Source organism: Flavobacterium procerum (genome assembly GCF_042431625.1).
GTDB lineage: Bacteria > Bacteroidota > Bacteroidia > Flavobacteriales > Flavobacteriaceae > Flavobacterium > Flavobacterium procerum.
Genome location: NZ_JBHLYW010000032.1, coordinates 279,440 through 294,343, shown reverse-complemented (window position 1 = coordinate 294,343; position 14,904 = coordinate 279,440). Strand labels below are relative to the sequence as shown.

The 14,904-nt window shown below is 32.3% G+C and carries 12 protein-coding genes; all 12 read left to right on the top strand.

Going from position 1 to position 14,904, the window contains the following annotated elements:
• Nucleotides 1-76 precede the first annotated feature (76 nt).
• The 12 genes from ACFFLS_RS25435 to ACFFLS_RS25380 all read left to right on the top strand — a co-directional run bounded on the left by ACFFLS_RS25435 (nucleotide 77) and on the right by ACFFLS_RS25380 (nucleotide 14,784).
• Nucleotides 77-2,317 (top strand): hypothetical protein, encoded by a 2,241-nt coding sequence (locus ACFFLS_RS25435; protein ID WP_379682765.1) that lies wholly within the window; start codon nucleotides 77-79, stop codon nucleotides 2,315-2,317.
• Nucleotides 2,318-2,708: 391 nt separating this feature from the next.
• The gene (locus tag ACFFLS_RS25430) at nucleotides 2,709-3,449 is read left to right on the top strand and encodes a hypothetical protein (RefSeq protein WP_379682764.1); all 741 of its coding nucleotides are present in this window, start codon (nucleotides 2,709-2,711) and stop codon (nucleotides 3,447-3,449) included.
• 42 nt (nucleotides 3,450-3,491) lie between these two features.
• Entirely contained in the window at nucleotides 3,492-4,508 is a 1,017-nt protein-coding gene (locus ACFFLS_RS25425) for a T4 RnlA family RNA ligase (protein ID WP_379682763.1), read from the top strand.
• Between the two features lie 256 nt (nucleotides 4,509-4,764).
• Complete coding sequence (locus tag ACFFLS_RS25420) at nucleotides 4,765-6,060, top strand: class I SAM-dependent methyltransferase (protein WP_379682762.1); 1,296 nt, start codon at nucleotides 4,765-4,767, stop codon at nucleotides 6,058-6,060.
• Nucleotides 6,047-7,231: a DNA ligase-like domain-containing protein gene (locus tag ACFFLS_RS25415; protein WP_379682761.1), complete on the top strand. Its 1,185-nt coding sequence runs from the start codon at nucleotides 6,047-6,049 to the stop codon at nucleotides 7,229-7,231. Before ACFFLS_RS25420 ends, ACFFLS_RS25415 begins: the two co-directional genes overlap by 14 nt.
• 1 nt (nucleotide 7,232) lies before the next feature.
• Nucleotides 7,233-8,132 (top strand): phosphatase domain-containing protein, encoded by a 900-nt coding sequence (locus ACFFLS_RS25410; RefSeq protein WP_379682760.1) that lies wholly within the window; start codon nucleotides 7,233-7,235, stop codon nucleotides 8,130-8,132.
• A gap of 300 nt (nucleotides 8,133-8,432) precedes the next feature.
• Nucleotides 8,433-9,233 (top strand): TatD family hydrolase, encoded by an 801-nt coding sequence (locus ACFFLS_RS25405; RefSeq protein WP_379682759.1) that lies wholly within the window; start codon nucleotides 8,433-8,435, stop codon nucleotides 9,231-9,233.
• Between the two features lie 56 nt (nucleotides 9,234-9,289).
• A complete protein-coding gene (locus tag ACFFLS_RS25400) occupies nucleotides 9,290-10,006 on the top strand; it encodes a DUF434 domain-containing protein (RefSeq protein ID WP_379682758.1) in 717 nt (238 codons plus the stop codon).
• A gap of 1 nt (nucleotide 10,007) precedes the next feature.
• Nucleotides 10,008-10,694: a tRNase toxin domain-containing protein gene (locus ACFFLS_RS25395; RefSeq protein WP_379682757.1), complete on the top strand. Its 687-nt coding sequence runs from the start codon at nucleotides 10,008-10,010 to the stop codon at nucleotides 10,692-10,694.
• A 288-nt stretch (nucleotides 10,695-10,982) separates the two neighbouring features.
• Nucleotides 10,983-11,726: a nucleotidyltransferase domain-containing protein gene (locus ACFFLS_RS25390; RefSeq protein WP_379682756.1), complete on the top strand. Its 744-nt coding sequence runs from the start codon at nucleotides 10,983-10,985 to the stop codon at nucleotides 11,724-11,726.
• A 5-nt stretch (nucleotides 11,727-11,731) separates the two neighbouring features.
• Nucleotides 11,732-13,729, top strand: a complete 1,998-nt coding sequence (locus tag ACFFLS_RS25385; protein WP_379682755.1) for an AAA family ATPase — start codon at nucleotides 11,732-11,734, stop codon at nucleotides 13,727-13,729.
• The gene (locus ACFFLS_RS25380; protein WP_379682754.1) at nucleotides 13,726-14,784 is read left to right on the top strand and encodes a nucleotidyltransferase domain-containing protein; all 1,059 of its coding nucleotides are present in this window, start codon (nucleotides 13,726-13,728) and stop codon (nucleotides 14,782-14,784) included. Before ACFFLS_RS25385 ends, ACFFLS_RS25380 begins: the two co-directional genes overlap by 4 nt.
• Nucleotides 14,785-14,904: the final 120 nt, after the last annotated feature.

The following is a 14,904-nucleotide window of genomic DNA, read 5'->3' as shown; positions in this document are numbered from 1 at the left end:
TCAAGTGTTTCTTACTTCAAAACTCTTTTAGGTAGAACCCAGAAACACGATTATCTAATTTTTAAAAAATTAAAAAATGAAAACAAAAGAATTATTAAAAATCAGTTTACGTCAAAATGCTATTTTCATTCCGTCAGAAATGATTACGAACGACGTTAAAAATTTATCAGGAACAACATCAGTTTTGTTAGCCAATGTTTCAAAACTTGGATTTACTTTTTCTGAATCATTGCTTCACGCTTTAAACAATGTGAGCCCAACTTATAAAATCGAGGTTTTGGAAGTTTTGAGAGCAATTTTAGGAACTGATAAAAACTGGACACCATTGGTAAAAGAATGGAATATCCCAACAGGAGAATCTGTTGTAGATCATATTATTACGTATTTCGGGAATGTTTTTAAAACCAAAAACGGGACCACTTTACAATGCGGACATATTATTCCAGATAATACTTTTCCATTAGAAAGATACAACGGTTGTCCGTTCTGTGGAACTCCGTTTGAATTCGGTAAACTGGAAAATATCGGACAAGGAAGCAAATTGAAAATGCTTGAATTATGGTCAGAAAAAGACCTAAATGATTTCTATATCTCGTTATTGCAATCTAAAACCGCTTTAGACGCTACTCAGGTAGATAGTTTAAAAATGGCTATGAAATATTTGCCTTTGCCAAAAACTGAAATTGCAATGAAGGAAACTTTAATGCTAGTGATTGATCTTTTGATTGAAAACGGTAAAGAAGATTTAGCTTCTCAATTTTTGAAAACACCAACAGATATTTTACGTTATTTATGGTTTAAAAATACTGGAATGTTGCAGATTATCGAACCAAAAACGATTATTAAAAGAGCGACTAAAAACGGTCAGCATTTTCATAGTTCGTTAGATACAAGTGCGCAGGCTAAAATTGCTTCTCAAAAAGATTTGAAACTAAAATATTCTCGAAAAGAATGTTTAATGGTGGCAAACTGGTTGAACAATATGAATATGGATGTGGAAGCAATGTGCGAAACGATGCATCCAAAAAGAGGAATGTGGGTTCGTTTTATCCGAGCGTTGCGTTTGGCAGAATACAGCAAAAGAAAAGGGTTTGAGAAATTGAATTTTTTAATGGATGTATTCTACAACCAAGTGTATGATGTTTGGCAAAGCAAAGTGAACTCGTCAAGATTGAAATTTGATGCCGATAAGACATTTGCCTTATTGAAACAGCGTCCTGGATTATTTGCACGTTCGTTATTTTCGAACATGCTGTGGTTTGGAGCAGAAGAAACTGTTGCCCATTTTGAAGAAATCATCGATAAAGTTCCGGCTCGATTGGTGTTTACATTAAATATGTATGCTCAAAATTATTTTGATAAAAACATGCAGAGAAGTGTAAAACCTTTGGGTGGAACAAACAAACGAATTGGTGCAAATCAGTTGTTAGGATTATATGAAGATTTTCAGTTGGAAGAGATGAAAATTCAAATCGAGAAATTATGTCTTTTGGCTATGAAAAAACGATTTGCTTCAGTTGCAAATACCAACAAAACGATCTATATCGATCCACAATTGTTTAACATTCCGGTTTCTATTGGAGACCGAAGCGATACAGTTCAGGATTTGCCAGTTGCTTTAATGGGAACACGTTTCCCAATTGAAGGAAACGAAGTACGATTGTTTTTGCAGTGGGGTAAAGATTTGCCAGCGCAACATTTAGATATGGATTTGAGTTGTCATATTGCCTACGAAAACCGTTCAGATATTTGTTCTTTCAGCCGATTGACGACTACAGGTTGTCAGCATAGTGGGGATATCCGAAGCATTCCGAATAAAATTGGAACTGCCGAATATATCAACATCAACATCGACGAATTGGCGAAAGCCAAAGCAAAATTTGTAACTTTTACTTGCAACGCGTACAGCAACGGAAGTATTACGCCTAATTTGGTTGTAGGTTGGATGAACAGTAAATATCCGATGAAAATTTCGGAGAAAACGGGTGTAGCATACGATCCGTCGTGTGTAGATCATCAGGTTCGTGTAACGCAGAATGTTGCCAAAGGTCTGGTTTTTGGAGTGTTGGATGTAGCCAAAAGAGAAATCGTTTGGTTAGAGATGACTTTCGGAGGTCAGGTGGTACAAGGTTTGGATTTCAAAGGAGTTCAGGCACTATTGGCAAAACTAAACAGCAAATTGAATATTGGTAATTTATTACAGCTAAAAGCGGAAGCTCAAGGTTTAACAATTTCCGAAAATGAAATTGCTGATGAGGTTTATACTGCTCAATGGGCAATGAACCCAGCGGTTGTGACGCAATTATTGGTGGATTAAGTTGCAAAGGTTTGTAGAGGCGCACTGCAGTGCGTCTCCGCAAAGTTTGGTAAATTTAAATCTCGCAAAGTCGCAGAGGTGCAAAGTTTTTTTTGCCACAGATTATGAGGATTAAAAGGATTATTAAAAATCTGCTGAATCTGCGTGAAAAAAATCTTTGAGGCTATAGTAACCATGCAGTTTGTCATTTCAACCGAATGGAGAAATTACACACGGAATTCGACAAAGATTGGAGACGTTCTATGCAGAGTTTCTAGTGTGATTTCTCCCCACGTCGAAATGACAAAAATTGAGAAAAACTTAGAAATAAATTAATCTGCAGTAAACAACTGCGTAGCAGTATAAAACCTTTGCACCTATGAAACTCTGCAACTTTGTCCCTTTGAAAAAAATGAAACCACCAATCTATCAAATATTCGGTTCTGAAAACTCGCTCGACGTCGATTTGGTTTTCTTTATTGAAAAAATGCCCGAAACGATACTAGAAAAACTGGCTTTATCAAAACAGTTAAGCCAGTCAATCATATCCTTTTTTCCTGAAAAAGAAATCAATGCGAATCTTGCTGTTAGCCAAAATGGTCATTTGATTGAGGTTTACAAAGGAACAACAGACGAATTGAATAATGCACTTTTTTATACCTACGATTTCCATTCTCAAAAACAAGAAAATCAAATTGCAAAACTTCTGATACGTGATGTAGATTTGAAATTTTTAAGAAGCACCCGCATGATTTTATCTTTTGCAAGTAAAACCGAATATCGGGTTTTGGTAAAAGATGCTTTAAAAGGAAATCTATCTGAAAAAATGAATGTTCTGCAAAATCTGGATTTAACTAAAAATATTTCTTTCGGAAAAGGAAAAAATAACCATGACATTATAAAGTCAATCGCTTTTCAGTTAGGACAATGCATGGCGCTTCAAGACAACAAAGAACTTTATACTAAAAATCAAATTGCAGATTGTTTTCCTGAATTGCGAAAGTATCTTTTTAGAGAAGAAAATGTCAATTTGAACGATTTACAAAAAGGACTTTTACATTTCGTTGAATTGCTGAAAATAAGAAGCTTAAATATGAGAAATACGTCTGAATATAAATATGAAGACGAAAATGATTTTGTCTACGCAAAATAATTGCGCAGTAACTTTTGAATCTTTGTTCAAAGAAAAGAACTAATGAATACAACGCTTTTAAAAGAAATGATTTCGGCAAACTATGTAAGGGTAAACAAACATCCTGAACAGGATTTGTATATTTATAACTATACTCAAAATGCACAATTTGAGAGAGTTTGGAACGAAATTACCATTGCTTGTCGTGGTCTTATTTTAGATAAAGATTTGAATGTTGTGGCTAGACCTTTTCCTAAGTTTTTCAATTTAGGTGAAATGGAAAATGAAATTCTGCCAGAAACTTCTTTTGAGGTGTATGACAAAATGGATGGTTCATTAGGGATTTTATATTGGATAAACGACCAGCCTTTTATAGCAAGCCGTGGTTCTTTTTCGAGTGAACAATCCGATAAGGCTAATGAAATGCTTCATGGAAAATACAAAGATTCATGGTCGCTTTTGGATAAAAATAAAACCTATTTGTTTGAAATTATTTACCCTGAAAACCGTATTGTTTTAGATTACGGCGCATCAGAAGAGTTGGTTTTGCTTGCTGTCATTGATACGCACTCAGGAAACGAATTTCCTTTGGAAGATATTGGATTTCCTTTGGTGGAGAAATTTGACGGAATCAAAGATATTCAGATTTTAAAAGAAATGGAGCTTGCCAATAAAGAAGGTTTTATTATTAAGTACGAAAACAATTTTCGAATAAAAATTAAATTTGACGAATACCTTCGTTTACACCGAATTATTACTCAGGTTTCTAATGTCAATATTTGGGAATATTTAAAAACAAACCAATCATTGGAGGAAATTTTAGAGCGTGTTCCTGATGAGTTTTTCAGTTGGGTTAAACAGACAAAAGCCGATTTAGAAAAAGAATTTAAAGCTATTGAAGAAGAATGTAAATTGGATTTCAAAGTTTTAGAATCCCGAAAAGAAACCGCTTTTTATTTCCTAACCTGTCAATATCCAAATGTTTTATTTGGAATGCTGGACGAGAGAGATTATTCAGAAACCATCTGGAGAATGGTTCGTCCAAAGTTTGAAAAACCTTTTAATAGAGAAGAAGAATAAAAAAATATGACTGTTGTCTAAACAGACTAAAAATTGGACGCGGATAAAACGGATTTACTTCGTAAAAACGCAGATTTAAACGGATTTTCTGTTTAAATTTTAAAAAATCCGTCTCAATCCGCGTCTGATTAAACGGACTTTCTGGAATATCAATATAAAAATTTGCACATTGTGTGCGTTTTTAAAAATTAATTTTAAACTGCGCAAAATAACTGCGCAGTGGCAAAACTATATTTGTCAAACAAAACAAAATGCCATGATTATTAAACTTAAATCAGATAATAAAAACTTTTTAGATATTCTTCATAAAAACCCAAATACTGACCAGGGACTTTATTTAAAGGAATTGAAAAACGGAATTGTAATTGGAAACGTAATCGCTGAAAACGAATATCATTGTGTCTTTTTAGATGGCAAAAACAGTTACCTGCCAGAAGAAGGAAATCAAATTGATTTTCAAAGTTATTGCAGTCCGTTGTTGGCATTGAATATGGTGACGGAATTTTTTAATCATCTGTATAAAGAAAATAAAGTTTTAGACGAAACAATGATTTCGTGGTTAGAGAAAAGCTATGATGCGATTGATACAGAAAAATGTACCATTGAAGTTCCGACGTTTTTTATAGACTCAAATTGGTATAAAAATGGAAAATACCTTTTGTCAAAATATATTGATGGAATTACGTTGGTTCATAAAATAGGAAACAATTTCGAATTAAAAATCGAAGCCGCTACGGTAAGAGAGGCAATGCAGAAGTTTTCGCTGGTAGTATTATTTACTCATTTTACGAATAGATATGCGGTGTACACTTTTATTGATGATTATTTTATCCAAAAGCATATCACGATGTTTACGAATCTTATTGGTGTTCCGTATTTTGTGTTTTATCTTTTTATCAAAAGAATTATGCGTTCTCCAGTGCAGTTTGAGAAATTTAAACCACAATTAGAAGCCTATTTTGATAACCAAGTTCAGTTTGGATTTACAGATACACATCAGTCCAGAAAAGAATTTATTTGTGGTAAAATTAATCTTGATGAATCGGTTTTAGATTTTGGCTGTGGCGAATTACAGTATTACAAATTGCTCAACAAAAAAGGATTTACAGCGGATTATTATGCATACGATGAAGTTGATTTTAAACATATTGCCGATAAAATCCAGGAATCTGACAGAACAGATAATTTAATATGGACCCAAAATCTGGACGAACTTAAAGGTTTTGAAGGACAGATTATTTTAAGCGAAGTGATTGAACATAATTCCCTTAAAGACGCAAAAGAATTGCTAATTTGGATTAGAGACAATACAAAGTTTACCCAATTATTTGTCACAACGCCAGACAAGGATTTTAATGTAAATTATGAATTGACAGAAGAGTTCAGACACGATGACCATGATTTCGAATTATCAAACGCCGAGTTTGCAACACTTATAAACGAAATTTTTCCAAACCCAAAAACATTTCATGGAGTAGGAGATTGCGTAAAAGGAGTTTACCCAACAAGTGCTGTAATCATTCAAAAAAAAGTAGAAAATGTTAGACTATAAAGTAAGAAACAGAATAGAGTGGTTTTGCAAGAATAAGATAAACGACTTTTCGCCAACCATTTCGCCAGCTCCAAAAAGCAGAGAAAGAAACGAAATAGAAAGTATTGTCGAAGCAATTCATTATTATACAGAAAGAGGCGTAAACGAGTTTGTAGTTCAAAAGAAATACATGGGCTCTTATTGCACCATTTACCTGAAAAGAAATATCGAAGAAACGTATTTTGTTTCCCGAAACGGCTTTAAAATGGACCACATAAATGTAGAGCAGGCAATCGAAAGTCTTAGAGTATTACATGCCAAAATGCTTGTTGATTTTCCTGAATTCGAGACTCTTTTGATTGCATCAGAATTATTGCCATGGAAAGTTTTGGGAGCAGGATTAATCGAAAAAGAATTTACGGGTTATTATGAAGCTTTACAGACGCAAAATTCTTATTTAAAAGATTCGGGATTGATTGAAAAATTAATCAGTGTCAAAAACGATACAGATTTTACAGCTTACATTTCAGATAAAAAAAAGCTTTCGAGAAAGGAGTTTGCGAGCAAGCACAAAATGCATATTATCCGTCAGTATGATGCTTTGCAGGCAGTAAGAATTCCAGATTTAGATAAACAGCAGGAATCATTAAATGTATTCAAAAATCAAATTGATACTTTTGGTACAGAAGGCAAAATCTATTTTAAACCATTTACGATTTTAAAAGAAGTAAAAATTTCGGGTGAGGAAATAATGCCAAACAGCAATCTGACTTGCGAATTGATTAACGATGACCCGTTTTTGCATTTGGAGATTACAGCTTTAAATAAAGAAGAAAAGCTAAAAGAAATTTATGCTTTTTTCGAAAAACTGACCCAAGCAAACGAAGAAGGAATCATGATAAAACCGGTTCAGAATTACATCAAAGGTTTGCCGCCGTGTTTCAAAGTCAGAAACAACAATTATCTGACTATGATTTATGGAGTGAATTTCCATCAGGATTTTGACTATTATTTAGAAAAAAGAAACGTAAAAAAGAAGTTGGAACAGTCTATAAACGGCTGGGAAATCAACCAAAAAATGCTTCAGATTCCGTATAAAAATCTAGAAGAAGAAAATTACTTGATGCGTTTACTTTTATTGAAACGAATCAACAACGAAGAAATAGAAAAAACATTAGATCCAAGATTATAAAATGAAAAAGATACCCACATTAACGATACTTATAGGTTGTCCGGCATCAGGGAAAAGTACTTTTGCAGAATGGAAAGTAAGAACCGAAGCCAAAACGATGCGAATAAGCCGTGATGAAATCAGGTTTTCTCAATTTCAGGAAACCTTGGATCAGTCATCAGAAAGTATGATTTCGAAAATTATTAACGGACAAATTCAAACCCTGCTTTCAAACAATTGGAACGTAGTTTTGGATACCTGTAATGTGAAGTACGATTATATCAAACAGCCAATAGATAATTTTTCGGAAATGGCGAATATCGAATTTAAAGTGTTTGATTTGCCATTGGAAGAACTTTTTATTAGAAATGAAAAAAGAGACCGAAAAGTACCAAAAAAGGTGATTGAAAACATGTACAATCAATTGCAGAAAACCAAAGAAAAATTTGATTTTAGCCCGATAAAGAAAGTCGAAAAAAACTTGGAATACTGTGCTCAGAATCCCGATTTACCAAAAGCAATTATTTGTGATCTTGACGGAACATTAGCTTTAATGAACGGAAGAAATCCGTTTGATGCAAGCAAATGTGACGAAGACGAACTCAATGCTCCGGTGGCCAATGTATTAAAGAATTACAAAAAACTGGGATACCAAATATTGCTGGTTTCCGGAAGAGAAGACCGATACAAAGAGCCAACATTGCGTTTCCTTGAAAAACACGAAATCGAATACGATGACTTGATCATGAGAAAAACCAAAGACAGCCGAAAAGATTCCATCATCAAAACCGAAATCTACAACGAATTCATAAAAGAGAAATACTTCATAGAATTTGTTCTAGACGATAGAAATCAAGTTGTAGATACTTGGAGAAATGATTTGAAACTGCCTTGTTTTCAGGTCTATTACGGAGATTTTTAAAAAAAGGTTCAAAGAGACAAAGTAACAAAGTGGCAAAGGTTTTTCCGCATTTTATGTCATTTCGACCGAAGGGAGAAATCACACGCGGAATTCGACAAAGATTGGCGACATTCTGTGCGGAGTTTCTAGTGTGATTTCTCCCTTCGGTCGAAATGACAAACTTTACGAAAAAAAACTTTGCGACTCAGCGACTTTGCGAGATTAAAAAGAAAAATTTAGCAACTTAAAATAATAACAACCAGACCAAAGAATAAAAAAATCTTGGTGCCTTAGCGCCTTAGTTGCAAAAAACAAAAAACAATGAAAACATATATAGATATCGGAATTAATTTAACAAATAAACAATTCCAAAACGACATAGACGATGTTGTACAAGACGCGCTCGACGCCGACGTATCTCAAATGATACTCACAGGCACAAGCGTACGAAATAGCGAAGAATCTGCCAAGATGGCGAGACAATACCCAGGCGTGTTGTATGCTACGGCGGGAATACATCCGCATGATGCGAAGAGTTTCGACGCGCAGAGTATTTCGAAACTTAGGAAATTATTAGAACTGAAACACGTTGTTTCGGTTGGCGAATGCGGACTCGATTTTGATCGTGACTTTTCGCCCAGAAACAAACAGGAAGAATGTTATAAAGCCCAATTAGAATTGGCGATTGAAGTTCAGAAACCGTTGTTTTTGCATGAAAGAAGCGCTTTTAGTTCTTTTATGAATAGTACCAAAGACTATTTACCGCAATTGCCAAAAGCCGTTGTACATTGTTTTACGGGAACGTTGCAAGAAGCCAAAACCTATCTCGATAACGGATTTTATCTGGGTTTTACGGGAGCGATTTCAGATGCCAAACGTTTCAGCCATTTAAAAGAAGTCATTCAGTACGTACCGCTCGACCGAATGATGATTGAAACCGATGCGCCGTTTATGCTTCCTAAAAATGTCCCGAACAGCCTTTTGAAGAAATATCATGAACGCAGATGCGAACCGGCATTTCTGCCTTATGTTGCGGGAACAATTGCCCAGTTTAAAGGAATTAGTTTGGATAAGGTTGCAGAAGAAACGACTCGAAATTCTAAAAGTTTTTTTGTTATTTAGTTTTGTTCTCCTAACTCGTTTTCCAAACCTGTTAGGATGAAAAAAAAATCAGAATCATGACAAATCTTAAAAATAGAGGAAAAGAAGCTAGCGATGATACTTTGTTTGGAACGGAGAAAATACAGTTGAAACTAAAAGAAGCCGTAACAGATATGCATTATTTCCTAAGTAGAGGTTATGGCGAAAAAGCAACATTAGCTTTGGTCGGAAACCGATATCGTTTAAATTCTCGTCAGCAACAAGCCGTTCGCGGAATGAGTGCCTCTCAAAGTCAGATTGAAAATCGACAATCTAAAGAAATTCAAAGTTTCGATTTAGAAGGAAAAGAAATTGCGATAGATGGTTTTAACGCTTTGATTTTATTAGAAAGCATTTTGTCAAACGCTTATGTTTTTAAGGGACAAGATGGTTTTATTCGCGATTTGTCGAGTGTGCACGGAACTTATAAGAAAGTAATACAAACATCTCAGGCAATAGAAATGATTGCTGCTTTTTTCAAAAAAGAAAAGATTAAAACATTCTATTGGTTTTTCGATAAACCGGTTTCGAATAGTGGAAGATTAAAAAAAATGATTGAAGAAATAGCTTTAGAAAATCAATACGATTGGCAAGTAGAATTAGTTTATAATCCAGATAAAATCATTGCAGAAAGTAATAAAATTGCCATAACTTCTGATGCTTGGATTTTGGATAATGCTTCAGCTAACTTTAATTTAATGAAATATATTTTGTCGGAAATGAATGTGAATGAAAATGTAATCTGTTTGGAATAAAATGAAATCGAATGTTCTTTTTAATGAAATAAAAGCAGTGATTCCGGACTTAAATAAAGAATGGAAAGAAAAATATGCTTTGTTTTTAACAGATGAAAATCTGGAGCTTTTTTCAGAAAACCTGATTGTTTTTCACAATCAGAAAATAGAAATTTTGAGACTTCCTTATTTCAAAGATGAAATTATAGTTTCATTGCAAGATGCTGTTTCTTGTTTTAAAGACGTTTTAGAAAATTTCGAAAACAATTCAGAGGGATTAAAAAAAAGTTTGATTCAGACTTTCGAAAAAACACCTTTTGAATTCGTTTTACTTATTTTGGGACAACGTTTAACATCTGCCAGCAAACGTGATGAAACGGGAATTCCGCCTGCAAAAGAAATCCTTTTGGAAAGCTGTTTTAAGCCTTTCAATAAAGAAATTTCAATCGCAGCGAGAGCTTGGGAAAAACATGTCGGCAGAAAAAAAGATAGTATTTTTGGAGAAATAAAAGGAAATGTAAACCAGAAAAAAGAAAAAGTAGAAAAGCTTATTAACTACATTATAAATCATAAAACGTGGTGGAATATTTTCTTTCATTATAAACACGGTTTGGTTTACGAAATAAGAATACAAAACGGACAAGGACTGAGATGGTCAGCTGATGGAAAAAAGTTTATCGGATTCTTAGAAGACTTTTTAGAAGAATAAAAATGGAAACAGTTTAGTTAGTTTACTGCCACAAAGGCGCTAAGACGCAAAGAAAACTTAATAGAAAAAACTTAGCGACTCTGCGCCTTTGCGAGATTAAAAAAAAACTTAGCACCATAGTGGCAAAAAAAATACCATTAAGATATTAAGAAAATTAAGTTCAAGCTTTGCCAAGAGAATTAAGCCAAGCTATATTTATGAAAGACAAGCTTAATTTTCTTAATGTCTTAATGGTAAAATAAAAAAAAACTTAGTGCCCTAGCGCCTTCGTGGCAAAACAAAAATATCATGAAAGAAAAAATACTTCAAAAATTAAAAGAAATAGAACTAGAAAAAGACGTAGAAATACTCTTTGCTGTAGAATCGGGAAGTCGTGCCTGGGGATTTGCTTCTCCAGATAGCGATTATGATATTCGTTTTATATACAAACACAAACTCGAGTATTATTTATCACTTTGGGAAAAACCAGATGTAATAGAATTCATGACCGAAGAAGACCTTGACGGTTCTGGCTGGGACTTACGGAAATCCGTAAGGTTGTTAGCAAAATCTAATGCACCTTTGATTGAGTGGTTGTTTTCGCCAATAGTGTATTATGCAAATGATGATTTTGTAAAACAAATGCAGGACTTAGCCGTAGAGTGTTTCTCGCCAATAGCAGTTTTACATCATTATTTGGGAACAACTAAAAAATTTATGGAAGTATGCGAAATGGAAGAAGTAAAACTAAAAAGTTATTTCTACGCTTTACGTACTGCTTTAGCCGGAAAATGGATTATAGAAAAGAATACTTTTCCTCCAGTTGCTTTTGCTGATTTATTACTAATTGCACCGCAAAGCATACGAGAAAAAATAATTGAATTACAGCAAATAAAAGCTAACCATGATGAAAAGTATTTGCATCCAAAAGAAAATTTGATTACTGATTTTTTAATGGAGATAATACAGTTCAATCAAGATAATGCAAATAAATTAGGAAGTGGAAAGAAATTGAGTGAGGAGCTGGATTTGTTTTTTAAAAGTTTAATTTAATTTATATGAAAGATTTTTACGATTTAATTTTTTCTGAAAATACAGAACTAAATGATTATTTTTTAAATGAAGAAGTAGAAGGGATTTCTTTTTTTCCAAAATTCAATAATATAAATATAATTGTTGGAGCTAATAATAGTGGAAAGAGTAGATTTATCAGAAGCTTTATGTCCTTTCAAAATTTGCAAGGAGTAGATGATATCAATAAAATTAAAACTTTTATTCCCATTTATAATAAAGAAGTACAAGAAGTCAATAAAATTATAGATTCCAATATAAATACGTATCAATTTAGGTCAGAAAACACGTACTATTCTGACGGGTCAAATCCTGATAGGGAGAATGTTAAAATTTTATCTCGTAATATATTAAAAGTTTTAGACTTTGATGTGTTAACCGATTTTTTATCAATTGTAAAAGAAAATAAAGATAAGATCGTAAATGTGAGTTATTTTGGTATTAAAAATCAGTATTTAAGCGAGTTCAATGAAATTGATGATTTCTTTTTGAAAGAATTTAAAAGTATAAAAAGATATTATATACCAACATTAAGGACTGCACATTCCTTATTTAATTTTGATTTAAAGCTAGATAAGTATTCTAAAATTGAAAATGATGTTTTTTTAGAGACACTAAATAATTATTATAAGTTGGATAAAATTGATGTTGAAGTTTTTACAGGAATTCATCTATATAAAGAAATTCTTAATACAAGAAATTCTAGAAGAGAAATCAGACAGTCTTTTGAAAAGTTTGAAGATTTTATTGGGAAATATTTTTTTGACAAAAGAAAAGTAGATATAGTAGCTGAATTTAATAAAGATGAGAGTTTAGCTGGAAACAATAATTTAGAAAATATAAGTGTTCATATTGAGGGAGAAAAGAATACTAGAGATTTATTTAGATTAGGAGACGGAATACAAGCTATAATAATTTTAATGTATAAAATTTTTATGTCAGAGAATGACTCGTTTATATTTATTGATGAACCGGAACTTAACCTTCATCCTGGAATGCAACGATTGTTTTTAGAGCAAATAACCAGAAATGATGATTTAAAAAAGAAAAACCTGACTTATATAATAACAACTCATTCTAATCATTTTTTAGATTTGACTATTGAAAAAGAAAATGTCTCTATTTATTCTTTTTCAGCAAAGAAAAATACACATGGTGAGAAACAATTTATAATAAAAAATGTCAATAGAGGAGATAACGAATTGCTTAGGAATTTAGGAGTAAATAATTCGTCAGTATTTATGGCAAATTGTAGTATTTGGGTTGAAGGTATTTCAGATCGTAATTATATAAAAGCATTTTTAAAATCATACTATGATTGGATTGGAAAATCTTATCCTAAAGAAGATATCGATTTTGCTTTTTTTGAGTATGCAGGATCAAATATTGATCATTATATTTTTGAAGACAAAATTGAGAAAGAAGATGTTGAAATTATTTTAGAAGATATAAAAGCTTTAGCAATTAGTAATAGAATATTTCTTTTAGCAGATTCTGATGCATCTAAACAGAGTAGCAAGAAGGGAATTAGATTGAAAGAATTGGAAAATATAAAATCAGATAATTTTATTCCTAAAGTTGTTTGGAATATTAGAGAGATTGAAAATCTTTTGACAAATGAAATGTGGAAAGAAATTCTAATTGAACTTTGCAATAAAACACTAGTTAAATCAAATGAAGCTGAGGTTTTATTAAAAATTGAAGAAGCATTATCAGAAGTTAAATATTCAGATTATGAAAAAAGATACGTGGGAGAATTTCTAGAAGAAATAAAAAATAAAATGGGTAAGATCTCTTCATCATTTATACTTAACCAATCTACTTACGAAGTAAAGTCTGATGGTTCTTTTGGAACAATAATCAATAAAAAGGAATTAAGTGAATTGGTTTTTAATAAAAATTTCTCATGGGAAACTTTATCCAAAAATAAAGAAATTGAAAAATTAACAATTGAAATTTATAAATTCATTTCACGAAAGCAATGACCATCAAAGATTTAAAATCCCAAAGCCTAATCCTTTTCGAAGTTATTTCGGGAAGTAAATCTTTTGGGTTAAATACACCAACTTCTGATACCGATATTAAAGGCGTTTATTATCTGCCAAAAGAAAAATTCTTTGGACTTGATTATATTCCGCAGATTAGTAATGAAACAAATGATGAGGTTTATTATGAAATTGGTCGTTTTGTAGAATTACTGCTTAAAAATAATCCAAATATTCTGGAGATTTTGGCTTCGCCTGAAGATTGTATTTTGTACAAACATCCGGTAATGGAGTATTTGCAACTAGAAGATTTTCTATCTAAACTCTGTAAAGATTCTTTTGCCGGTTATGCCGTAACTCAAATCAAAAAGGCGAGAGGTTTAAACAAGAAAATTGTAAATCCGTTACCAAAAGAAAAGAAAAGTCTTTTAGATTTTTGTTATGTTTTAAAAGGTTACGAAACGGTTTCATTATCAGGATTTCTAAAAGAAAATAGTTGGAATCAAGAACAGATGGGTTTGGTAAATCTTCCTAATTCAAAAGGAATGTTTGCAATGTTTTATGATGAAAATAAAACTTTAGGTTATAAAGGAATTATTCAGAAAGAAAATTCTAATGAAGTTTCACTTTCATCAATTCCAAAAAATGAAAAAATAATAGGTTATTTATCTTGCAATCAAGACGGATATTCTAAATATTGTAAAGAGTACACTGAATATTGGAATTGGATTGAAAAACGAAATGAAGATCGTTACAATACAAACCAACAACACGGAAAGAATTACGATAGCAAAAACATGATGCATACAATTCGTCTTTTACAAACGGCTGAACAAATTCTTTCGACAGGAAAATTGAATATTAGAGTTTCCAATCGTGATGAATTATTAGATATAAAAGCGGGAAATAGAGAATATGATGATTTACTTGAAATGGCGGATAATTTAATTGCTTCAATAGAAAGTTATTATCTAACTTCCAATCTTCCTGAAAAGGCAGATGAAGATAAGGCAATTAAAACCTTAATTGAAATTAGAGAACAATTTTACCAATAAAAACCCAAACCCTGCAAATACCAATTTGCAGGGTATTTTTTTAGTATCAAATCGTACTTTTAATTCTGAGATTTTTTAACATTTTAAAGACATTATTTTAAGAATAAAATGATTTAAAAT

What these genes read in the sequence shown, in the direction of transcription:
- ACFFLS_RS25435 (WP_379682765.1), top strand. Translation starts at nt 77, where the DNA reads ATGAAAACAAAAGAATTATTAAAAATCAGTTTACGTCAAAATGCTATT.
- ACFFLS_RS25430 (WP_379682764.1), top strand. Translation starts at nt 2,709, where the DNA reads ATGAAACCACCAATCTATCAAATATTCGGTTCTGAAAACTCGCTCGAC.
- ACFFLS_RS25425 (WP_379682763.1), top strand. Translation starts at nt 3,492, where the DNA reads ATGAATACAACGCTTTTAAAAGAAATGATTTCGGCAAACTATGTAAGG.
- ACFFLS_RS25420 (WP_379682762.1), top strand. Translation starts at nt 4,765, where the DNA reads ATGATTATTAAACTTAAATCAGATAATAAAAACTTTTTAGATATTCTT.
- ACFFLS_RS25415 (WP_379682761.1), top strand. Translation starts at nt 6,047, where the DNA reads ATGTTAGACTATAAAGTAAGAAACAGAATAGAGTGGTTTTGCAAGAAT.
- ACFFLS_RS25410 (WP_379682760.1), top strand. Translation starts at nt 7,233, where the DNA reads ATGAAAAAGATACCCACATTAACGATACTTATAGGTTGTCCGGCATCA.
- ACFFLS_RS25405 (WP_379682759.1), top strand. Translation starts at nt 8,433, where the DNA reads ATGAAAACATATATAGATATCGGAATTAATTTAACAAATAAACAATTC.
- ACFFLS_RS25400 (WP_379682758.1), top strand. Translation starts at nt 9,290, where the DNA reads ATGACAAATCTTAAAAATAGAGGAAAAGAAGCTAGCGATGATACTTTG.
- ACFFLS_RS25395 (WP_379682757.1), top strand. Translation starts at nt 10,008, where the DNA reads ATGAAATCGAATGTTCTTTTTAATGAAATAAAAGCAGTGATTCCGGAC.
- ACFFLS_RS25390 (WP_379682756.1), top strand. Translation starts at nt 10,983, where the DNA reads ATGAAAGAAAAAATACTTCAAAAATTAAAAGAAATAGAACTAGAAAAA.
- ACFFLS_RS25385 (WP_379682755.1), top strand. Translation starts at nt 11,732, where the DNA reads ATGAAAGATTTTTACGATTTAATTTTTTCTGAAAATACAGAACTAAAT.
- ACFFLS_RS25380 (WP_379682754.1), top strand. Translation starts at nt 13,726, where the DNA reads ATGACCATCAAAGATTTAAAATCCCAAAGCCTAATCCTTTTCGAAGTT.